The organism is Streptomyces sp. MI02-7b, from assembly GCF_033793585.1.
Taxonomy (GTDB): Bacteria; Actinomycetota; Actinomycetes; order Streptomycetales; family Streptomycetaceae; genus Actinacidiphila.
On record NZ_JARAWX010000022.1, the window covers coordinates 104742 to 126024 of the forward strand.

A 21283-nucleotide genomic window follows, 5' to 3' on the forward strand; every position below is an offset into this window, starting at 1 on the left:
CGACCGCGGCGCAGTCGGGCCCCTTGCTGGGCACGTACCGCCGCCCCCGCCGCGCACATGGGCGGCAGGGTGGGTCGACGGCTAAGTGCGGTCCTCAAGGGCCGCTCAGATGGACGGGTACGGCGTACGGCAGTTGCCTGCGAGCAGGACCGATATCACTTCCTGATCGCGACCGCACCCGGTCTTTCAGTAGTTCGACGTCCGCCCGGTAGCATAGAAGGCGCCACCGTCCTCGATGCCGTATGCGTACGAGGTCACGTTCGCGTCATTGACCATCGCCGTGTAGCACGTGCCGCTGCTGCTGGTCACGTGGCACGTGTAGGTGCGGCCATCGCTGTTCCGGATGATCTGGGCGATACCGCCGACATTGTCGCCGGGGGCCGCGATTGTGCCGTGCTCGATACGGGCCCAGGTAGTACGGCATGACGGGCTGTAGTACAGGTCGATGATGGCGCCGGAATTGTATGAGCCCGCATAGAGATAGGTGGATGCGACGATTCGCCGGTCGTTCCAGCAACTGGTGCTGCTGGCTGTCTGACCGTCGTAGGTGGCGGCGTGAGCTGCTGTACTCATCACGATGGGCGCCGCGCCGGCGACCACCGCCAAGGCCGCGGCAATGCGGGCCGAACGCCAGATACGCGCAACCGTGCTCTTCATCTGACCTCCTGGTCGAGGAATGGAGACTGCCGTTGTTGCCGGACGGCACAGTACACACGCCCCGTGTGCCTTGAAAGGCTTTGGCGTTAAGTGGAATTGGGCATTTTTCAGCCACGTGGCGGAATGTGAGGAAACCATGTCACTCCGGAATTGGATAAACCTTTGCCTCGGAAGTGGATTGTGAGCCGCGGGCCATAGTGGAATCGAGTAATGGCTCCGCACGAACCGCCCGCAACAGCCTCAACCAGGACTGAACACCCTCCCGGATGCACCGGTCATCAATTGTTGTTGCCGGAGGACTCCCGCCGGGGGTGCCCTCGCAAACGGGCGCACAGTCCAAGGAAGAGACGATGAGCAACCAGGCACAACTCGCTGACACGGTCCGCAACTTCGTCCGCACGCTGCTCCGGCTCGCCGACGAGACGACCCGTCTTGAGCTGCTCACCAAGGGCGAGGCGCCCGCACACCGGATCGTGGAGGGGTGGGGCAGGAAGACCAAGACCCGTGGTCGATCGCCGACGGGCGTACCGGCGAGATCCCCACATCCAGCACCGACGGCCTGGGCGGCTACACCGCCGCGTCGTCACCTGCGAGGTGGGGCGCCGGGCTCGGGGTCGCGGGTCGGCGCCCGCCGCAGCAGGCGGCCACAGCTGCCACCGTGGAGTTCAGGAAGATCGTGAAGCAGGAGGGCGCCGCTCAGGGGAGAAGAGCAGAGCTCGCTCGTCCTTGCCGCGCCCGGCACACCCACTCCTACGCGTCGCACTGGGCCCGCTGGGTCACCAGCCCGGGAAGGCCGTGGCCTTCCGCGTCATCGCGGCCCTGCCCGGCCCTCGCCGGCCCCCGCCCCGCGGTGACTGGCCAGCTGGACGCGGCCCCAGCGTGCGCAGCCCCGCGTGGACCGCGCACGCTGCCAACGCCCCCGGCGACGGCAGCGTGAGCCCAAGAAAGATGTCCTCCGGGCTGGGCAGGGCCGCGCAAGTGCCGGCCCCGAGCGCACAGCTCCCGAACATCTTCATCAGCAGGAACCAGCCGAGCAGCGCCAGCGCCCCCGACCCGTAGGCCGCGAGCAGACCCCGGACGACAGGCAACGGGGCGTAGTCCCGGGTCGCCCACAGAGCCGCCGCGATCTGGGCGGCGCAGATCACCAGGATCATGCCCCAGAAGGAGAAGACCCCGAGCAGCGCCATGAGGACGCCCATACCGGCCGCGGCAAGGCCGACGGGAACGCCCAGCCGGACCAGGGGGCCGGCCGTCGGCTGCAGAGGTCCGAAGCCGGTGGCCGGTCGCCCCCGTGCCGCACGCCCCGCGACGTACTGTCCGGCGATCGGGATCAGCACCGCTGCCACCGTCAGGGGCGTCAGGGCGGACGCTGCGACGCCGACGGACAAGGTGACGAAGTCCGAGACGAAGACCAGCGCCCCGGGGGTGTCCGGGAACAGGAATGACGCCGCATACAGCGTCAGGGGCGGCAGCTGCATCAGATAGTCGAACGCGGGGGCCAGGCCCGCGGCCGACGCACCCAGTACCGCGGCGGCCATCAGCCGTGGACGGCGCCAGCGGTCCGGCAAAGCGGTCCAGGAACGGGCCACCGCCGCCAGCCACCCCGCTGTGGCCAGCCCGGACAGACCCACCAGCGCCGCGTACGGGATGATCAGCGTCACCCCCCTTCCGCCGAGCATGGCCGCGCTGGAGGCCCCGGTCGGCGACAGCAGGTGTAAGACTCCCGCACCCAGCGCGAGGCCGAGGCCCGCGTTCCTGATCCGCGCCGGATCGACCGTTCCGGCGGCCCCGGCCGACCCCCGCCACAGCGCGGTGCCCGTCGCCCCGACCAGGAGCGCGGACGCCAGCGCGGTGGCCAGCGCCTCGGTGCCCGTACCGGTCTGGCTGCCGCCCCCAATGGGCCCCAGCTCCAAGAAGTCGTAGAGGAACGCCGCCGTGGCCCCCACCGCGCAGAAGTCCCAGAAGCCAGCCCGGTCCAAAAGACGTTCATCCCTCAGCGCCCCCTCGCGCTGCGCCGCCGTCGGATGGACCCGCAGCAGCGCGGAGCGCCAACTGGAACGCGGCGCGGACGGCAGGCCGTAGCTGCGGAACAACCGCAGCAGTGAGTCCGCGGATCCCTCCCAGCTCCGCACCCGCGCGTCCGCGTGCAACTCCCGGCTGCGCAGCACCGAGTTCTTGAGGAAGGCGGCCAGTACCGCCAGCAGGCCGATGCGGACGGCGTGGGTGAGGTTGGCAGCAGCTAGCTCTGGACCGGCGACTAGGCTGCCCGGTACGGCGAGGACGGCTAGGCTGCCCGGCACGGCGAGAACGGCGAAGGACAACAGGGGCGGTCCGCTCATCCGCCACACGATGAGGGTGAGGAAGGCCACGTCGAGGTCCCGGTTGCGGATGTGGGCGAGTTCGTGCAGCACCACCGACCGGAACGCGTCCCGGTCTCGCGCGAACAGCGCCATCAGCCCGCCGCTCAGCACCACTTGCCGCCGCCTCGCGCGTCCGAACGCGAGGGCGTCGATGCTGGGTTCGAGGGGTTCGGCCAGAAACGTGACCCGGGGGTACAGCCCTGTCGTCCTCGTGAGCTCCTCCAGATACGCCGACAGCTCCGGCACACCGGTCAGCTCCCGGTAGCCGCGCCGGCGGCTCCGCCACGCCGGCAGGCAGACGTAGACACATCCGACGCTCAGCAGCAGGAGAGCGGTCGCTGTGGCGGTGACCGCCCACGCCGTGCCCGCCCGCGGATCGTGGCAGTCGAAGACGAAGGCCGAGGCGCCACTGCCCGGATGCGCGCTGCGCGCGCGGGCCGCGTCCTGTGTCGCGCGGGTCGCGCATTGGTAGTAGGCCAGCATCTGCCGCGGCTCGACCGAGGTGAGGACCGTCGATGACACGCTGTTGACCAGGGTCGCCGACGCCGTCGTCACAGCCGTGATCAGCAGCACGAAACGCGCGGTGGTGCCCGAGGGGAGGCCGAACGGGTCGCGCTCCCGCCCTGCCCGGCCGGCGGGGACCCCCGCGGTCACGGCGTGGATCCCTCCGGGCTCCCGGGCGGCCCGGCCGGCCCGGCGGGGATGGTGGCCAGCTCCGCCACGATGGCGTCGGCGATCGCCCGGGCTTGCTCCTGCGGCACCTGCAGCCGCAGGGCCGTCTGCCTGGCGATCCGTCGCACTTCGGTCAACTGCGCGGCGGACGGCGGCTCGGCCGTCACTGTGGGTCGCGTGGCCGCAGCCCGCCGCCGTCCCAACCTGAACCACACCCGCCGCCCCACGGACTCCGCGGCCCGCTCGGAGGCCTGCTGGGCCAGGTGGTCAAGCACGTGGACCGATGCCGTGAGCGCCGTGGCGCTGAGCAGCGTCGCAACCGTCTCCAGCCCGAGTCCCAGCGGCTCATCGCGGCCCGGGGCGACAAACCACGACGACGGGGGAGCGCGGTGGAAGGCCTCCGCCGTCATGGCGAACTGCGGCAGCTCCTCCGGCGCGACGGCCTCCACCGCGCGCCGCGCGAGCCGGGTCGCCAGGGTCTGGTCGTACCCGCGCATGTCGTCCGTGCCCCTGCCCTCGACGGTCCGTCCAAGGAACTCTGCCACCCCGGCGGGCCCCCGCGCTCGTGGTTCCGAGTTGTCGGCGCGTCTGCCGGTGAAAATAGACCAGCAGCGGCCCCATTTTTCGGCTGGGGGCCGCTTCGTTCGTGAACGGAGCGGGCCACGCCGGCACACCAGCTCCCGGTCTCGTTTCTGCTGCCGGATGAGCGCCTGAGACAAGTCGGATGCCTCGTTTTGACGACCAGGCTGCGTCGACCGACTGGTGGCCGGTGACCCGCCGGGCCCTGCGCGGCGGGCTGGAGCCTTGGCTCGCGCGGTGAGGCGCACCGGGGTGGATCTGGTGTATCGCCCGCCCGGTTCGGAGCAGGCGTTGTGGGCGCTGGGCGGTGACGTGACGCCCCTGAGCGTTGAGGGTCAGTTGCGGCCGCGAAGACTCACCGATCCCGACGCATCTGCCGTCCGGGTGGTGAGCGCAACTCACCGCCTGTACCACACCCGTGTCCCGCTCCCCGGAAGCCACCGCCCTCGAGGAAGCCGCCCCGGCACTCACTGAGTCCAGTCGGGACAGCCCGCCCGCCGCTGCGCCGGATCCATTGCCTTCCCAGCGCATCCGGTTCGGTGGTCTGCTTGACGGACTCAACGGCGGTCTCGGTCATCTGGCGCCTTGATCATCGGATCCGCCGTTAGTTTTACAGTCCCGTTCCCGGCCGAGGAAGCAGGACAGGAGTCGCCTGAAGTCGTGCGGGTGCTCGAGCGCCGGCACGTGCCCGCATCGGCCGAGCACGTGCAGACGGACATCGGCCAGGTGTTCGAGCAGGGGCAGGGCTGCCGTTCCGAGCGGGGTGACTCGGTCCTCGGCGCCGTGGACGAGCAGCACGGGCGCGCGGATTCCTGCCAGCGTTTGCGCCGAGAGGGTGAGCTCGTCGGCCCAACGTGCCCTAGGCGGAGGAAACAACGACGCGAACGCGGCCGCCCCCACTCGCATCGCAGCTGCACGGGCAGCGACGGCCGACTCGGTCACGAGCGCTTGGTCGAGGACGAGGCGACTCAACATGTCTCGTGCCCCGAGCGGGCCGGCGGGGGCGGCCCAGACCGCATCGAGCTCGGCGGACAGCGGCGCCCCGGGGGCGCCCATCGTCGAGACCGCCACGACACGGGTGACCTGCTGGGGACGCGCGGCCGCCAACGCCAGTGCCACGGCACCGCCCATGGAGTGGCCCACCACGGCGTAGTGCTCGATCCCGAGAGCATCCATCAGGCCCGCGGCCTGCTCCGTCCACAGCCGGAGCCCACCCCTGGTGCCCGCCGGGATTGGTGTACGGCCGAACCCCGCCTGGTCAGGAGCCACCAGGCGCCAGGACGTGCCCAGCGCCTGTGCCGTCGTTGCCCAGGCGCCCGATCCGGTCGTACCGGGTCCGGAGCCGTGCAGCATCAGCACCGCGGGCCCGGTGCCGCTCTCCATGACGTGGACGGGCGAGCCGTCGACTGTGATGGTCCGAAGTGCCGTCACTGGGGCAGGCCAGGTGTGGTCATGCCGGTGCGGAGTTGATGGATTTGGAGAAGAGTTCCATCATCGCCCTGCCGAATTGCGGCATGTCGGGCCATCCCCGGCAGGAGACGAGGTTGCCGTCCACGACGTCGGGAGCGTCGATGACCGTGGCGCCCGCGTTCTCCATGTCGCCGGTGATGGGGGGGAAGCACGCTGTCTTCCGGCCCTTCAGCAGCCCGTACACGGCCGGCACCTGCGCGCCGTGGCACACCAGCGCGATCGGGAGGTTGCGCGCGAAGAAGTGCTCGGTGATGCGCCTGACGTCGGCGTCGACCCGGATCCACTCGGGGGCACGCCCCCCAGGGATGATGAGGGCGTCATAGCGTTCGACGTCGACCTCGGCCCAGGGCACGTCGACCGGGAGCTTGCGGCCGTTCTTCTCCACGTAGGCGTCGGAGTTGGGGTCGAACTCGTGGATGACCAGCTGAACGTCGCGCATCGTCCGTGACGAGACGTCAACGTCCCAGCCGCCCTCCTGCACGCGATAGTAGGGATACATGGTGTCGAGCTCCTCGGCGGCGTCGCCGGTCAGGAGCAGCGCTCTGGGCACCTGCTTCTCCTCGTATCTGAGGCGGATGAGGCAGATCCGATCCGATCCGATTGTGTGAGCATTCCTCGGCCCAGTCCGCCCGTCAAGCCTTTACACCATTCCGTCCGAGCCCTTGGCCGCGTCGAGCAATCGCCGGAACCGCTCGCCGGACAGCAGGATGTGCCGACGCATGGCGTAGGCGGCGGCGTCGGGGTCACGCGCGGCGATCGCGGCCACAACTTCTTCGTGCTCGGCCATGGGGTCGCAGACCGGCCACCTGCTGCAAGGATGCGCGTTCGGCGGATCTGCGCGCCGCTGCCGGCTCGAGGAGCAGGCGGAGCTCAAGCATGTCCTCGAATCGCTGGCGGGTGATTTGGGGGGAATGTGATAGCCGGCATGAGGCACGCGCACGACCAGGCCCTCGGCCTCCATCCGGTTCAGAGCGTCTCGGATCGGCGTCTGCGAGACCCCCGGCTCCCGCGCCAGGACGTCGATCGTGACGCGGGAGCCAGGTTCGATCCGTAGCGACATCAGCTGTCCGAGCAGCGTGACGTACACCTCGTCGGCAAGCCGGCCACGACTTTCCCGGCGGCGTTCCGCCCGTCATGGCCCCACGGCTCCTCGCGACCATCGCTTCGTCGTCCATCGTGACGTGAGGATCTTTCTTGCGTCTTTGCGAACCTGTTGACATCGGTCGCACCGCTGCTGCATGGTGACGTCCATTCGGATCGTATAGGAAAGGTGACGGATGCCGGCCATCCTTCACCCATCGCGGAACCGCCCGCCAGCGCCCTACTTCGACCGCCTAAGACCGACCGGCAAATGGATCACTTGAGGCGTCGGGTCGTGGGTCGGCCGTTCCAGCGGTAGCGGCTGGTCGATCGGCGGATGCGCATGCGGGGCGTGACCAGAGTCGCGGCGAGGTAGAGGCAGAAGTCCACGGCGCTGCCGTCCTTCTCGGTGCGGCGCCGCAGCCCCGGTCGACCGGAGAGCGTCCGGCTTTCTCGTCGCCCGAGGGCGCTTTCGTGATGCAGCCGTCCACGGCGCCCGCTCCAGCGTCAGCGCGGCGGGGGCGGCGATTCGCCGCCCCCGCCGCGTGAACGGGTCAGCGGTTGAGGTTCTGCATCCACTCCCGAAGCTCGCGCGCCTGCCGCGCGAGCTCGGAACGCGCCGCAGCGTCGCCGGAGGCCTGGTCGTTGGCCAGGGCGACGATCGAGTTCAGCGCCGGGATGGCGGTGGTGTACTTGGTCGCCAGGTAGCTGTCCCGCGCGATGTCCAGGGCGGCACCGGCGGCGTCCGCGGCGTCCGCGGTCAGCAGCCCGTTGGCTCGGTCAGCCTTGATCAGCAGGCTGGTCTCGCGGTAGGAGGAGCAGTTGGCGTCCGTGCGGTCGGCGGTCGTCTCGATCCCGCCGAGGATGATCTGCATGAACGCGTCGTCGTAGTACTGCGTCCGGAAGTGGCCGAGGATGTTCGAGAACGCCTTGCCACCGTCCCAGTTCTGGCACCACGCGATCGGGTGGTCGCCGTTCATCAGCTGCAGCGGGTTGGTGGCCGCGTTGCCGCTGTTGAGGCTGCGCTGGTAGCTGTCCTCGTTGAGGCTCAGCAGCGTGTGCACGTCGGCCCGCATGTTGCGGTCGAAGTTGTAGAGTTCGTCGACGGTCATCCACCGGGCAGGGAGATGCGCGGTCGCCGGGTGCGTCTTGTCCTCGGTCACCACCTCGGCGTGGATGCAGCTGCCGCACTGGCCGAACCCGTTCTGGCCGTTCGGATGGCTGGTGAAGAACCCACCGGCGAGGTTGCCGTACCACGGCCAGGTGCCGACCTCGAACGAGTCGGCGGCGCCGTGGATGCCGACATAGCCGCCGCCCTGCTTCATGTAGGCCTCGAAGTTCGGCTGCTCGGTGGTCGCATTGAGCGGGCCCGGGTGCCCGACGTTGGACTCGAAGACGATCGTGTCGTACTGCTTGAGCGTGTCGAGGCTCAGGAACGGGCTCGTGGGCAGCGTGACCGTCGGGAGTTGCGGGTCGTAGACGTCGACGTTGAAGTTGTGCGCGATGCCGAGCTTCTGGATCGCGGCCACGGTGTGCGGGATGTGGTCGTGCCGGAAGCCCGTCGTCTTGGAAAAGATGAGGACGTTGTAGTCGGCGTCCGGCTTGTGCGGGAGCGGGGCGAGCACCGGGTCCGGGATGAACTTCGGGCCCTGCGCGGGCTCGGACGTGAGGCCTGTCGCGGGCTCCGGCGGGAGCCGGTCGTTGAGCTGGTCGATCAGGTAGCGAGCATCGCCCACGAGTGTGCTGCGGGCCGAGCCGGGCGGGATCCGGCCGGCGATCGTGACGAACCCGTTCAGGAGCTGGGTCGCGCGATTGGCCGAACCGGCGTCGGCGAGCGCCTTCGCCTGGTCGACCTTGGCTTGGAGCGCCTCGCCGACATCCGCCGGGACGCTGCCGGCCGTCACGAAGCGGTTGATCAGCGTGCCGACGTCCGTGAACGAGGTCGTCACGATGAATGTCTGCGTGTACTTCGCGCTGCTGGAAGCAGCGTCGGAGAGATGCACCGCGAGCGTGTGCACGCCGAGCGAGAGGTCGGAGGTCTGCACCGGCAACGGCGGGACCAGCTTGCCGTCGAGGTACATGTTCAGCACAGCCACTGCGCCCGAGCCGGGGGTGGGGTCCGTGCGCGTCGGGATGAGCGTGGCGACGTGACCGACGTGGCCGTCGGTGATCGCCGGGTACGATGCGGCCGGCGCGCGCGTGTCGATCCGGACCGAGATCGAGCGGAACGCCGCGATGTTTCCGGACGTGTCGACCGCGCGGTACCGGACGCTGGTGTTGCCCTCCTGCGTGATCACCGCCGACGCCGTGGCCGACGTCGGCGCCCCCTCGACGGGCACGTCGATGTATGCGGCGCCGCCGTTGAGCGAGTACTGGAACTTGGCGATGCCGACGTCGTCGGTCCCCGACACGTTCAGCGTCACCGGGCCGGTGTACCAGTTGTTCTGGCCGGTCGGCGCAGAGGGCGACAGCGTCGCGACGTTGATCGTCGGCGGTGTCGTTTCCTGTGCCCACGACGGTGTCGTGGGGATGAGTGCGGCCGCTGTCAGGAAGGCGGCCGCTGCCGATGTGCGAAATCTTCTCCGCATGAGTGTCTTCTCTCCTGCCGCTGTACAGGCGGGTGGGCTGGGTGCGGATGCCCGTGCCGACGAACCCGGGTTCGTCGGCACGGGCGGGTTCGCTAGGTGCCGACGCCCGAACCGACGAACTCGGCCCAGTTGAGGTTGAACAGGTTGCCGCCCGTGGCGCCACCCGTGACCGGGCGGAACACCAGGAACAGCTCATGCGTCCCGGACATCGAGACCGGGAACGTCTGGGTCGTCCAGGTTCCCGTCCCGCCGGTGGACATGAGGTTGGCCGTGGTCAGGATCGGCCCGGTGACCGAGTCCTGACGGACCTCGATTGCCGCCAGCGGCGACCCGGCCGTGCGGCCGTTCGCCGCGTCCGCGGCGCGGAACGTGATCGAATCGATGTTGGTCAGGTTGAATGGGCCGTTGAGCTGGAGCCAGTCGCCCGAGCCAAGGCTGCCGCGGTGCACGCCGGCGCCGGCGGCGCCGTCGGTGTTGGTCGCCGTGTTGGTGCCGGACTGGTTGACGACGAACTCCACCTCCTGGTGCTTCTGGCGTATCTGGTGCTGGCCGGTCGTGGTCAGCTGCGGGACGCCGCCCGGACCGCCGTGGTCGGTGTAGCGCGCCTGGACCACGCCGGAGACGTTGCCGCCGTGTGAGACGTCGTCGGCGTCGGTGTGGAGCACGCCCGAGCAGCCGTTGACGGACTCCTCGGCGTGGCCGTGCGCGTCGTGGCCGAGCACGAACGTCACCTGCACCTCGGAGCAATCCACCGTCCCGTCCTCGGGGTCGGTGACCGTGACCGAGAACGGGATGTCCTCGCCGAACGCGAACGTCCCGCCCTCCACCGGCGTATCGACGGCCACCGTCGGGCTCGTGTTGCCCACGGTGATCACGGTGCTGGTCGAGGTCTGCTTGCCGGACGAGTCGAGCACGGTCAGCACGGCCGTGTAGCGGCCGGACTGCGTGTAGGTGTGTGCCGGGTTCGGGTCGGTCTCGATCGCCGAGCCGTCACCGAAGTTCCACTCGTAGCGGATCGAGTCGCCGGGATCCTCATCCAGCGAGCCGGCACTGGAGAATTTCACGGTCAGCGGCGTTGAGCCGTCGGTGCGGTCCGTGGTGAGCACGGCCTTCGGCGCGCGCTTGCCCTTGACGTACTCCCACTTGTACATGCCCGCGTCGGGACTGATGACGTTGAACCCGTTGCCGTAGGTCAGCAGGTAGAACGCGCCGTCAGAACCGAACTGCAAGTCCATCGGGTTGTCGCACTCGAACCGGAACGTGCCTGCCCCGGCGCTCGCACGGCTGCCGCAATCCAGGAAGTTGTTGATCTTCTGGACGCTGTTGGTCCGCTTGTCGAGCTTGACCTCGCGCAGCGTGTCCTGCGTCCACTCGCTGATGATCACCGAGTCGTCGTAGTACGGCGGGAACTTGTGAGGGTTCGGGTTCTTCGGGTCGTAGTGGTACTTCGTGACCCCGTGCGGACCGACGCCGCCGGTGTAGAGCTCGGGGAACAGCCGCGGGCATTCGCTCGTCGAGCCGGGAGCGATCGGGCCCGGGGTCGGCGCGTAGTAGGCCTCGCACGGGGTGCCGAGCGGCGCGCTCGTGTTGTTGTCGCGGTAGGAGTACCAGATGTCCGGGTCGGTGACCGGCGGGACGTCCCTCAGGCCCGGCTCGACCGTCGGACCGCCCTCGATGTTCCACAGCGAGTCGTTGCGCTGCGTCGGCCCGTTGCAGTCGAACTTCTGAGGCGGGTCGTTCAGCGGCGTGCCCGGTGTGGTGGTGCCGGGTGCGAACTCGTGGAAGTTCCACTGGTAGTGCGCGAGGTCGCGCTTGTAGCACGTCGGCCAGCCGTAGTTGGACGGCTTGCGCACGATCTCGTAGCGCCCGGTGCCCGCCGGGCCGTGCGAGCGCTGCGGGGTCTGGGCGTCGGGCGAGTAGTCGCCGATGTAGGCCACGTCGTTCTCATCGACCTGGATCCGGAACGGGTTGCGGAACCCCATCGCGTAGACTTCCGGCCGCGTTTTGTCCCGGGGCTTGCCCGCGACCAGCGGGAACAGGTTGCCCGGCGGGATCGAGTAGGCGCCCACGCCCGCGCCGGGGCCGTGGCCGGGGCCGAAGGCGGCCTTGTTGGCGTCGGCGGCGGAGATGCTGCCGTCCTTGACCTTGATCCGCAGCACCTTGCCGCGCAGGTCGTTGGTGTTCAGTGCGGTGCGGCGCGAGTCACCGGTGAGCCGCTGATACCAGCCGCCCTCCTGCGCCGTGCTGGTGGCGATCGCCGGCGTGGCGGTGCCGGTCAGGCCGGAGCCGTCGGCGGTGATCTGCGACTGATCGGACTGCTGCTTGCCGCGGCGGAAGAACACGTTGACGCTCGACGTGTTGACCGGGCCGCCGCTGGTCTGGATCTCGTCCGCCTCGATGTTCGAGAGCGCCTCGAGCGCCGCGTCGATCGCATTGCGATCCGCGTTCCACGCGATCGGCTCCGTCGTCTGACCCTCGAAGGTCAGCGTGAACGTGCCGCCCGTCGCGTTGGTGACGCGCACGGTCTGCTGCTCGTCGGTCTTCTGCGAGTTGTACGGCCCGTAGCCGCCGGCGTTGATGCCGCCCGCGGGCGTGTCATCGCCGGTGACCATCCAGAGGTTGCCGTGCTTGTCGAAGTCGATGTCGCCCCCGACGTGGCAGCATTCCTGGCGGTTGACCGGCACGCGCATGATCTGCTGCTCGGAGCCCATGTCGAGGTGCGCCGGCGTGCCGTCGGCGGCGTCGACGAACTTGAAGCGGCTGAGCTGGAAATAGCCCACGTACGGATCCCACGCGGTCTTGGACGCCGCCACGTTCGGCGGGGTGGTGTTCGGCGTGGTCTGGGTGACGACTGATCCGTCGCTCAGCTTGACGTCGGTGACCTCCTTCGGCGAGTAGTAGAGGTAGACCCACTTGTTGGTCGCGAAGTTGGCGTCGACCGCCGGGCCGTAGAGCCCGTCCTCGCCCGCGGAGTAGATCTGCTGCGTCATCGGCAGGCTCGGATCGGCGAAGTTGGCGACGACCGTGGTGACACCCGTGGTCGAGTCGTGCATGCGCAGCGAGCCGAGGCGGTCCGTCTGCAGAACGCGGCCGTCCGGCAGCTGGTCGAAACCGATCGGCTCCTGCAGGTTCGGCGGCGAGCCGATCTTCGTCTGCTGGTAGTTGGCCAGCACGGTGGCGCCGCAATCGCTGTAGGCCGGGTCGGCCTGGCCCGCGGCCCAGCCGATCGCGCCCTTGAGGTGCTTGGTGAGGCCGGGGTCGAAGCTCGCGGCCGTGTTGCCAAGGCCGGTGTAGAACGAGCGGCCGCCCTGGTAGTCCTTGCACCACGAGACCGGGTGATCGGCGCCCATCGTGCCCCCGGCGATCCCGTCGAGGTCGGCGCCCTGTGGCTGCGGCCCGAACGGGTCCTCGACGACGGTGTCGAGGACGTGTGACACACCGCGGACGTTCTTCTTGAAGTTGTACCAATTATCGGTCCGCGACCAGATCTGCGGCAGATCCTTGCTCGCGTCGTGGACGCGGTCGGCGACCTTCACGTCACCCGATTGCACGTCGGTCCTGCCGGACGCACGCGTCCCCAGGATATCGGTCAGGAACGACCAGGACTCGTCGGTCTCGACCGCCGAGCCGACGCCGACGAAGCCGCCGCCGTCGCGGAAGTAGCTCTCGAAGGTCGCGCGTTGAGCGTCCGTGAGCGGGCTCGCGAGACCCGTGTCCAGGAACACGACCGCGCGGTACTGCGCCAGCTTCTTCTCCGTGAACTGGTCGCCCACGTCAGCGGGCTTGGGCGCCACGGCCGTGAAATGACCGGTTCTGGCCGCATCCCGGATCGCGGCCAGGCCGGCCGACGACACCGCGTCCTGGGTGCTGCGCACCACGAGCACCTTGAAGCGGGCGTCCGGTGGTGCGGGCTTGGCGGGAGGCGCGGGCTGCTGCGGCGGCGCCGGCGCAGCGACGGAAGCGGGCTCAGCCGCCGTGGGGGCCGCGGCGCTCACCGGCGTCGCGACGAGCGTGAGGAACGGGGCGATGAGGGCTAAGGCCATCGTGGTCGCGGTGCGACGTCTCGGGCGTCGTCCGCTTTCTGGCAGGGCTGCGTCGAGCAGCCTGGCCCACGGGCGATGACGTGGTGACATGAAAACCCTTCCTACCTGGGGATGTCAGGCACGGCGCGCGCCGTCGCGCTCATTGCCACTGGGTGGTAGCTGATATTGCGGTTGCTGGAGAGTGTGATCTCCAGGTCTGTGGGGCCGTCAGTAAGGTGTCGGCCTGGGTAAATCCGTGATCGCGATCGGGTCGTCGATGATGTCGTTGATCACGATGCTCGCCGTGCCGCGGGAGGCGGCGCCGAAGCTGAGCGTGGAGGCGGCGCCGAAGCTGAGCGTGGAGGCGACGAATCGGCACTGAGCGGCTGGAGCTGCCACCACGAGCCGTCGCAGCTGATCTTGTGCGTAGCGCAGCAGTCACTGGGCCGGCGAGGCGAAATCGCCTCCGATGACGATCACTCGCGGGTAGAACAGGTTGGCCACGATCGAGCCACCAGATGGCCGACATTGCCAGAGGCCTGACCTCTGACGACCGGGGCATGACAATGGCGGCGGCACAGGTCGGCAAGTGGCTCGGGCCTCATCAGGGCAGGCCAGGTGGGGTCATGCCGATGCGGAGTTGATGGATTTCGAGAAGAGTTCCATCATCGCCCTGCCGAATTGCGGCATGTCGGGCCATCCCCGGCAGGAGACGAGGTTGCCGTCCACGACGTCGGGAGCGTCGATGACGGTGGCGCCCGCGTTCTCCATGTCGCCGGTGATGGGGGGGAAGCACGCTGTCTTCCGGCCCTTGAGCAGCCCGTACACGGCCGGCACCTGCGCGCCGTGGCACACCAGCGCGATCGGGAGGTTGCGCGCGAAGAAGTGCTCGGTGATGCGCCTGACGTCGGCGTCGACCCGGATCCACTCGGGGGCACGTCCCCCAGGGATGATGAGGGCGTCATAGCGTTCGACGTCGACCTCGGTCCAGGGCACGTCGACCGGCAGCTTGCGGCCGTTCTTCTCCACGTAGGCGTCGGAGTTGGGGTCGAACTCGTGGATGACCAGCTGAACGTCGCGCATCGTCCGTGACGAGACGTCAACGTCCCAGCCGCCCTCCTGAACGCGATAGTAGGGATACATGGTGTCGAGCTCCTCGGCGGCGTCGCCGGTCAGGAGCAGCGCTCTGGGCACCTGCTTCTCCTCGCATCTGAGGCGGATGAGGCAGATCCGATCCGATCCGATCCGATTGTGCGAGCATTCCTCGGCCCAGTCCGCCCGTCAAGCCTTTACACCATTCCGTCCGAGCCCTTGGCCGCGTCGAGCAAACGCCGGAACCGCTCGCCGGACAGCAGGATGTGCCGACGCATGGCGTAGGCGGCGGCATCGGGGTCACGCGCGGCGATCGCGGCCACAACTTCTTCGTGCTCGGCCATGGCCAAGTGAGTGACCTGGGTGTCGTGGAGAAGCCGGAACAGGTGCACGTGCGTGTGCAGGCGAGCAAGCGCTTCGCGGATGACCTGGTTCTCCGCGCTCAGGGCGACGAGATCGTGAAAAGCCGCGTCGCGGAGCCCGAAGGCGCCATAGGCCATGGGCCCGCTGCCCCCCTCCAGCTCCGCCATCTCCTCCAGCATTCGTCGCAGGCCGGCCACCTGCTGCAAGGACGCGCGTTCGGCGGATCTGCGCGCCGCTGCCGGCTCGAGGAGCAGGCGGAGCTCGAGCATGTCCTCGAATCGCTGGCGGGTGATTTGGGGGGGGATGTGATACCCGGCATGGGGCACACGCACGACCAGGCCCTCGGCCTCCATCCGGTTCAGAGCGTCCCGGATCGGCGTCTGCGAGACCCCCAGCTCCCGCGCCAGGACGTCGATCGTGACGCGGGAGCCAGGCTCTATCCGTAGCGACATCAGCTGTCCGAGCAGCGTGTCGTACACCTCGTCGGCAAGCCGGCCACGAGATTTTCCCGGCGGCGTTCCGCCCGTCATGGCCTCACTTCCCCTCGCGATCATCGCTTCGTCGTCCATCGTGACGTGAGGTCCTTTCTTACGTCTTTGCGAACCTGTTGACACGGGTCGCATGCTGCGGGATGTTGATGCCCCCGATCGGATCGTATAGGAAAGGTGACGGATGCCAGCCATCCTTCACCCATCGCGGAACCGCCCGCCAGCGCCCTACTTCGACCACCTGAAGCGTCCCTGAGCATGCTCGACGTCCTGCTCGGTTCGCCACCGGGCCGCACAAGGACCGAAGGACCTCTCGACCGTCTGAAGCCCCAGGACGTCGCGGCGTACTCGTGACGCCGGTCCGCCGGTCAGCCCCTGCGACAGCCGGCAACAGGCCTGCACCCAGCAACTGCTCTGCGAAGCACGCAGCAAGGCTCCAGAAGTCCCGACCCAGAAAGCAGGCACGAGGATGCGGTATCCCAAGCCCTTCGGACGACTGTCCGTTCCCGGTGGAAAGGTGCAGCTGGCGACGGCGGCCCTATTGGTGGCCACGACCGTGGCGGCTTGCGGCGGCGACCCGCAGGCGAGCGCCCCCAAGGCGCCGGCGACCATCCCGGAGCTCACCAAGGACCCGCTGACCCTCAGCTTCATCTGGTTCGACTGGCCCCCCGCCCACGCGTTGGAAGCCTTCGCGAACGCGGAGTACGCCAAGGAGCGGCCGAATGTGACCGTCAAGGTCAACACCGTGCCGAACGCGAACTGGCACGACGCGATGTTCACCCAGTTCGCAGCGCACCGTACCGACTTCGACATCCCGATCCTGGACTCGCAACACATCGGCGAGGCCGTGACGAACGGCAACATCCTCGACATCACCGACTTCGTCAAGAAGAACATCGACGTCAAGGCCTACAACCCGTACCTCCTGGCGGCCTACGGCCAGTTCCCCCAGGCGGAGACCGGCAAGCGCGACGAAAACGCCAGCATGTACGGACTGCCGCTGCTCGGCGACACCTGGACGATGATCTACCGCAAGGACCTGATCGGCGACAAGCCACCGCAGACCTGGGACCAGATGATCTCAGTCGCCGAGAAGTGCCAGGCGGACCACCCCGGCGTCAGCGGGCTGGCTTTCCACCAGGCCAACGGCTCCGACGCCGCGGCCGTCACCTACAACACGGTCAACGGCGTCTACGGCGGCAACCTCTGGGACTCCAAGACGCGCAAGATCGACGGCGTCCTCAACGACACCGCGGGCCAAGAGGCGATGGACGTCCTGGTCAACAAGATGAAGCCGCTGACCGCCAAGGGCTCCGGCAACTGGTTCATCGACGAGGTGAACGCGGCGGTCGCCCAGGGCAAGGCATGCATCGCGTTCAACTGGATCGCCGCGAGCGGCGGACTGCTCGACCCGAAGCAGTCGACGCTCGGCACCACGCGGGAGCAGATCCTCGACAAGCTCGGTTTTGCCACCCTGCCGAGCCAGAAGACGAACCTGGTGCCTCTCGGTGGTATGGGGATGCACGTGTCGGCCTACTCCTCAGAAGCGAAGCAGGCGGAGGCCCTGAACTTCATGAAGTGGTTCGAGCGGGCTGACATCCAGAAGAAGTGGGCCGCCGCTGGTGGCGTGCCCGCGCGTACCGACGCCCTGCAGTCGCCCGAGTTCCTCAATGCCGGGCCGTTCAACCAGGTGTACGCCGACTCGGTTCCGCGGATGCGGGACATGTGGAACGTGCCCGAGTACGCGCGCCTCGTCGACATCGAGAACACCAGCGTGAACGCGGCTCTCAACGGCGCGAAAAAGCCGAAGGACGCGCTCGACGACATCGCCAAGGAGCAGCAGAGCGTGCTCGACTCCGGCAGCCGCAAGGGCGGCGGCGGACTGTGAGTGCTCCCACTCCTCTGACGACCGACCACGCCAGGCAGGTGGCGTCCGCGACGCCGCCTGCAGCGGGTCGGTCCCGCCGCTTGAGCGACCGCGGGCTCGCCGTGGCCTTCATCTCCCCGGCGCTGCTGCTGCTGCTCGGCATGTCGGTGTTCCCGTTGCTGTGGGCGCTGTACCTGTCGTTCACCGACTACTCGGCCACCCGCGGGGGGCCGGCCCATTTCGTCTGGTTCGAGAACTACACCGCCATCCTGACGTCGGCGCAGGTCCACCTGAGGGCCTTGACGACGTTGATCTACGTGGTCGGCGCGGTCACCCTGCAGACCGTGCTCGGCTTCTCCATCGCCTACCTGATCTCACGGCGCACGCACGGGCGAGGACTGCTGACCACTTTGTTCCTGGTCCCGATGATGCTGTCGCCGGTCGTGGTCGGGCTGTTCTGGCGATTCATGCTCGACGCGCAATTCGGCGTGATCAACAGCTTGCTCGGCTCGCTCGGCATGGGGCAGGTGGAGTGGCTCACCCAGCAGCGAACGGCACTGATGTCCCTGATCGTGGTCGACACCTGGCAATGGACGCCGTTCATCATGCTCATCGCACTCGCCGGCCTCACCGCGGTTCCCAAGTACCTGTACGAGGCCGCCTCGATCGACCGGGCGTCCGAGTGGTTCCGGTTCCGCACCATCACTCTTCCGCTGGTGTGGCCGCTGCTCCTCATCGCGGTGTTGTTCAGGGCCATCGAGGCCTTCCGGCTGTTCGACCTCGTCTACATCCTCACCAGCGGAGGTCCGGGGGTCTCCACCGAGACGTTGTCGTTCCACGTCTACAAGGTCGCGTTCCTGGGCTTCAACACCGGAACCGCCTCGGCGTACGGGATCCTCATGGTCCTCGTCGTCATCGTCCTCACGCAGCTCTACCTGCGCTACTTGAACAAGCTCAAGGAGGACTGATGGCCGTATCCGTCGACAAGGCCGCGTCCACAGCTCTTGTCCGGGATCACACGCCGCCCGCGCGTCGCCTCCGGGGCCGGGGCCGTTCCGTACTGGAAGTCGCGCTGCTGACCGTGCTGGCCGTCGTGATGCTCTTTCCGGTGCTGTGGATGATCGAGACGTCCATCAAGGAGAACCGGGACGTCTACGCCGTCCCGGCCAAGTTCTTCGACTTCAAGGTCACGATGGGCCATTTCAAGGACGTGTTCGTCGCCCCCGGCGGCGGTCGCTCGGCCTTGTCCGTCTCGTTCCTCAACTCCGTCGTGGTCGCCGGGGTCTCCACGGCGCTGGCCACCGTGCTGGGGGTCCCGGCGGCCTGGGCCTACTCACGCTTCGCCGTGAAGGCCAAGAAGGACCAACTGTTCTTCATCCTGTCCACCCGCTTCATGCCGCCCGTGGTGGTCGTGATCCCGATCTTCCTCATGTACCGCCAAGTCGGACTCATCGACACCAAGCTCGGCCTGATCCTCATCTACGCCGCGTTCAACGTCCCGTTCACGATCTGGATGATGAAGGGGTTCGTCGACGAGGTGCCCGCAGAGTACGAGGATGCCGCCATGCTCGACGGCTACACCCGCTTGCAGGCGTTCCGCCGGTTCACCCTTCCCCTGCTCCTGCCCGGCATCGCCGCGACGGCGGTCTTCGCACTCATCTTCTCGTGGAACGAGTTCGTGTTCGCCATCTTCCTCACCTCCAGCGACAGCGTGCGGACGGCCCCGCCTGCCATCGCCGGCCTCATCGGTGGAACCACGGTGGACTGGGGTCTCGTGGCCGCCGCCTCCGTAGTGTTCGCCCTACCGGTGCTCGTCTTCGCCTACCTGGTGCGCAAGCACCTCGTCGCCGGTGTGACGCTCGGGGCGGTGCGACGCTGATGGCGGGCATCGAGGTGACCGCGCTGCACAAGCGCTACCCGGACGGGACGGTCGCAGTCGATCACGTGGACCTGTCCATCGGCGACGGCGAGCTGTTCGTGATGCTCGGCCCTTCGGGCTGCGGGAAGACGACCACGTTGCGAGCCGTAGCCGGCCTGGAGAGGCAGACGACGGGCGACATCCGCATCGGCGACACGCTGGTCAACGACCTGCCGCCCGCCGAGCGCGACATCGCCATGGTGTTCCAGTTCTACGCTCTCTACCCGCATCTGCGAACCCGCGACAACCTGGCGTTCCCACTGCGGGCCGAGGGACTGCCCAAGGCGGAGGTGCGCGAGCGGGTCGACGAGGCCGCCCGGCTGATGCGGCTCCGTCCGCTCCTGGACCGGCGACCGCACCGGCTGTCCGGCGGGGAGCAGCAGCGCGTCGCGCTTGCTCGCGCCCTGGTACGACGACCGCGCGCATTCCTCATGGACGAACCCCTCACCAATCTGGACGCGGAGCTGAGGGCGGACATGCGCACGGAGATCAAGCACCTGCAGGGGGAACTGGGTACGACGATGGTCTACGTCACCCACGACCAGGTCGAGGCGATGTCGCTCGGCCACAGAATCGCCATCCTCAACAAGGGCCGCGTCGAGCAGATCGGCACGCCGCTGGAGGTCTACGACCGTCCGGCGAGTCTTTTCTGTGCCGCGTTCATCGGCTCCCCGCCGATGAACCTGATCGAGGTGGAGGTGGCCGACGGGAAGCTGCGCAGTCAGGGCGGACTGGTCCTTCCGCCACCGCCGAGCCTGCCGCGCGACCGTCGCCTGGTCGCAGGCGTCCGGCCGGAGGCGCTGGAAGTCACAGAACCAGGGGCGGAGCGTTCGGCCCCGGGCCGCGTGGTCTCGGCGGAGTGGCTGGGAGACGAAGTCATCGCCGTGGTCGACCACGGCGGCCGGCGCGACGTACGGGTTCGGATGCCACCGACTGTCCGTTTCGCCGCCGGCGCGCCGGTCGGGCTGCGGCACACCGGCGGGCCCCCGCCGGTCTACGACCTGAGCACGGAAGGGCTGGTGGCCTGATGGGAACCGTGGCAGTGCACGGGCTGTGCAAGTCCTTCGGCAAGGTCCAGGCCCTGGACGGGGTGACGCTGGACGTGCCGGACGGCTCCTTCTTCGTCGTGCTCGGGCCCTCCGGGGCAGGCAAGACGACGACCCTGCGAGCGATCGCCGGCCTCGAGCAGCTTGACGCCGGGTCGGTGCAGCTGGACGGGAGGGACGCGACCGGCGACTCCCCGGCCGCACGCGACCTGGCCATGGTCTTCCAGAGCTACGCCCTCTACCCGCGACTCACGGCGTACGAGAACATCGCTTCGCCGCTGCGGGCACGCCGCTGTTCTTCGAGCGAGATCGCCGCTGCCGTCGAGCAGATGTCGGGCCTGCTGCACATCGAACGTCTGCTGCAGCGTCGTCCCGCGCAGATGTCGGGCGGTGAGATGCAGCGTGTGGCCCTGGCCCGGGCGCTGGTCCGTCGCCCGCGCGCGTTTCTCATGGACGAGCCGCTGACGAACCTCGACCTCAAGCTCCGCGTCGAGATGCGCACCGAGCTCACCCGCATCCACCGGAGTCTCGGGGGAACCTTCGTCCACGTGACCAACGACCAGGTCGAGGCCCTGTCCATGGCCGACCAGGTCGCGGTCCTCAAGGAGGGGAAGGTGCAACAGGTCGGAACGCCGACCGAGGTGTACGAGCGACCAGCCAACCAGTGGGTCGCAGGCTTCGTCGGGAGCCCGCCGATCAGCCTCCTCCCCTGCCACGCCGAGGGGGATCGTCTGGTCGGGGCGGAAGGCTGGACGCTGCCGCGGCCCCGCTGGACCACGGCTGAGGACGGTCGTCCGCTGATGCTGGGCCTGCGGGCAGAGGACCTGTCCATCGAGCAGCGTGGGGACGCGTCGTTGCCGGGTGAGCTCTACGGCCTTGAGCCGCTCGGTGACCGAACGGTGGTCGACGTCCGAGTGGGGACGGAGATCCTCAAGGTCAAGGCACGACCCACCGTCACGGGTACGCCGGGCGAGCGGCTGCTTGTCACGGTCGACCTGGACCGTGCGCACCTGTTCGATGCGGGCACCGGGCTGGCGCTGTCCGAGGCCGGGAGGTAACCGCGCAGGGCGGCGACGTCACC

16 protein-coding genes and 2 pseudogenes are annotated in these 21283 nt (G+C 68.6%); 6 read left to right on the forward strand and 12 right to left on the reverse strand.

Annotated elements, in window-relative coordinates:
- Window positions 1-186: 186 nt before the first annotated feature.
- The 10 genes and pseudogenes from PV364_RS30740 to PV364_RS30775 form a co-directional block, all read right to left on the reverse strand.
- Window positions 187-657 (reverse strand): DUF2690 domain-containing protein, encoded by a 471-nt coding sequence (locus tag PV364_RS30740; RefSeq protein ID WP_319663731.1) that lies wholly within the window; start codon window positions 655-657, stop codon window positions 187-189.
- Window positions 658-1433: 776 nt separating this feature from the next.
- A complete protein-coding gene (locus PV364_RS30745) occupies window positions 1434-3671 on the reverse strand; it encodes a M48 family metalloprotease (protein WP_319663732.1) in 2238 nt (745 codons plus the stop codon).
- Window positions 3668-4234, reverse strand: a complete 567-nt coding sequence (locus PV364_RS30750; protein WP_319663733.1) for a hypothetical protein — start codon at window positions 4232-4234, stop codon at window positions 3668-3670. The genes PV364_RS30745 and PV364_RS30750 overlap by 4 nt, the downstream gene beginning before the upstream one ends.
- Before the next feature lie 607 nt (window positions 4235-4841).
- Window positions 4842-5651 (reverse strand): alpha/beta hydrolase, encoded by an 810-nt coding sequence (locus PV364_RS30755; RefSeq protein ID WP_319663734.1) that lies wholly within the window; start codon window positions 5649-5651, stop codon window positions 4842-4844.
- A 67-nt stretch (window positions 5652-5718) separates the two neighbouring features.
- Window positions 5719-6288, reverse strand: coding sequence for a DJ-1/PfpI family protein (locus tag PV364_RS30760; RefSeq protein WP_319663735.1), 570 nt, complete (start codon window positions 6286-6288; stop codon window positions 5719-5721).
- Window positions 6289-6378: 90 nt separating this feature from the next.
- Window positions 6379-6525 carry an FCD domain-containing protein gene (locus PV364_RS30765; protein ID WP_319663736.1) on the reverse strand — a complete coding sequence of 49 codons (147 nt, stop codon included), beginning with the start codon at window positions 6523-6525 and terminating at the stop codon, window positions 6379-6381.
- Window positions 6526-6711: 186 nt separating this feature from the next.
- Window positions 6712-6798: pseudogene (locus PV364_RS41365) on the reverse strand (GntR family transcriptional regulator); the annotation flags it as partial.
- Between the two features lie 296 nt (window positions 6799-7094).
- Window positions 7095-7312 (reverse strand): annotated as a pseudogene (locus PV364_RS41370) (hypothetical protein); the annotation flags it as partial.
- Between the two features lie 60 nt (window positions 7313-7372).
- Window positions 7373-9406 carry a ThuA domain-containing protein gene (locus PV364_RS30770; protein ID WP_319663737.1) on the reverse strand — a complete coding sequence of 678 codons (2034 nt, stop codon included), beginning with the start codon at window positions 9404-9406 and terminating at the stop codon, window positions 7373-7375.
- Between the two features lie 92 nt (window positions 9407-9498).
- Entirely contained in the window at window positions 9499-13449 is a 3951-nt protein-coding gene (locus tag PV364_RS30775) for a ThuA domain-containing protein (protein WP_319663738.1), read from the reverse strand.
- Window positions 13450-13684: 235 nt separating this feature from the next.
- Between PV364_RS30775 and PV364_RS30780 the strand changes: the two genes are divergently transcribed.
- Entirely contained in the window at window positions 13685-13810 is a 126-nt protein-coding gene (locus PV364_RS30780; RefSeq protein ID WP_319663739.1) for a hypothetical protein, read from the forward strand.
- Window positions 13811-14052: 242 nt separating this feature from the next.
- On the opposite strand, the gene PV364_RS30785 is transcribed toward PV364_RS30780, so the two are convergent.
- Together PV364_RS30785 and PV364_RS30790 are read right to left on the reverse strand one after the other, a co-directional pair.
- Entirely contained in the window at window positions 14053-14622 is a 570-nt protein-coding gene (locus tag PV364_RS30785; protein WP_319663740.1) for a DJ-1/PfpI family protein, read from the reverse strand.
- A gap of 95 nt (window positions 14623-14717) precedes the next feature.
- A complete protein-coding gene (locus PV364_RS30790) occupies window positions 14718-15452 on the reverse strand; it encodes a GntR family transcriptional regulator (RefSeq protein ID WP_319663741.1) in 735 nt (244 codons plus the stop codon).
- A 388-nt stretch (window positions 15453-15840) separates the two neighbouring features.
- Between PV364_RS30790 and PV364_RS30795 the strand changes: the two genes are divergently transcribed.
- From PV364_RS30795 to PV364_RS30815, 5 genes are all read left to right on the forward strand, one after another.
- A complete protein-coding gene (locus PV364_RS30795) occupies window positions 15841-17259 on the forward strand; it encodes an extracellular solute-binding protein (protein ID WP_319663742.1) in 1419 nt (472 codons plus the stop codon).
- 80 nt (window positions 17260-17339) lie between these two features.
- Window positions 17340-18206 carry a sugar ABC transporter permease gene (locus PV364_RS30800; RefSeq protein WP_319663743.1) on the forward strand — a complete coding sequence of 289 codons (867 nt, stop codon included), beginning with the start codon at window positions 17340-17342 and terminating at the stop codon, window positions 18204-18206.
- Window positions 18206-19117 (forward strand): carbohydrate ABC transporter permease, encoded by a 912-nt coding sequence (locus PV364_RS30805; RefSeq protein ID WP_319663745.1) that lies wholly within the window; start codon window positions 18206-18208, stop codon window positions 19115-19117. The genes PV364_RS30800 and PV364_RS30805 overlap by 1 nt, the downstream gene beginning before the upstream one ends.
- The gene (locus tag PV364_RS30810; RefSeq protein ID WP_319663746.1) at window positions 19117-20184 is read left to right on the forward strand and encodes an ABC transporter ATP-binding protein; all 1068 of its coding nucleotides are present in this window, start codon (window positions 19117-19119) and stop codon (window positions 20182-20184) included. Before PV364_RS30805 ends, PV364_RS30810 begins: the two co-directional genes overlap by 1 nt.
- Window positions 20184-21260, forward strand: coding sequence for an ABC transporter ATP-binding protein (locus tag PV364_RS30815; protein WP_319663747.1), 1077 nt, complete (start codon window positions 20184-20186; stop codon window positions 21258-21260). The genes PV364_RS30810 and PV364_RS30815 overlap by 1 nt, the downstream gene beginning before the upstream one ends.
- Window positions 21261-21283: the final 23 nt, after the last annotated feature.

Bases quoted from the DNA above. Each gene is read 5' to 3' on its own strand.
- PV364_RS30790 (WP_319663741.1), bottom strand. From the start codon at position 15,452: ATGGACGACGAAGCGATGATCGCGAGGGGAAGTGAGGCCATGACGGGC.
- PV364_RS30770 (WP_319663737.1), bottom strand. From the start codon at position 9,406: ATGCGGAGAAGATTTCGCACATCGGCAGCGGCCGCCTTCCTGACAGCG.
- PV364_RS30765 (WP_319663736.1), bottom strand. From the start codon at position 6,525: ATGGCCGAGCACGAAGAAGTTGTGGCCGCGATCGCCGCGCGTGACCCC.
- PV364_RS30755 (WP_319663734.1), bottom strand. From the start codon at position 5,651: ATGGAGAGCGGCACCGGGCCCGCGGTGCTGATGCTGCACGGCTCCGGA.
- PV364_RS30815 (WP_319663747.1), top strand. From the start codon at position 20,184: ATGGGAACCGTGGCAGTGCACGGGCTGTGCAAGTCCTTCGGCAAGGTC.
- PV364_RS30740 (WP_319663731.1), bottom strand. From the start codon at position 657: ATGAAGAGCACGGTTGCGCGTATCTGGCGTTCGGCCCGCATTGCCGCG.
- PV364_RS30805 (WP_319663745.1), top strand. From the start codon at position 18,206: ATGGCCGTATCCGTCGACAAGGCCGCGTCCACAGCTCTTGTCCGGGAT.
- PV364_RS30795 (WP_319663742.1), top strand. From the start codon at position 15,841: ATGCGGTATCCCAAGCCCTTCGGACGACTGTCCGTTCCCGGTGGAAAG.
- PV364_RS30775 (WP_319663738.1), bottom strand. From the start codon at position 13,449: ATGGCCTTAGCCCTCATCGCCCCGTTCCTCACGCTCGTCGCGACGCCG.
- PV364_RS30810 (WP_319663746.1), top strand. From the start codon at position 19,117: ATGGCGGGCATCGAGGTGACCGCGCTGCACAAGCGCTACCCGGACGGG.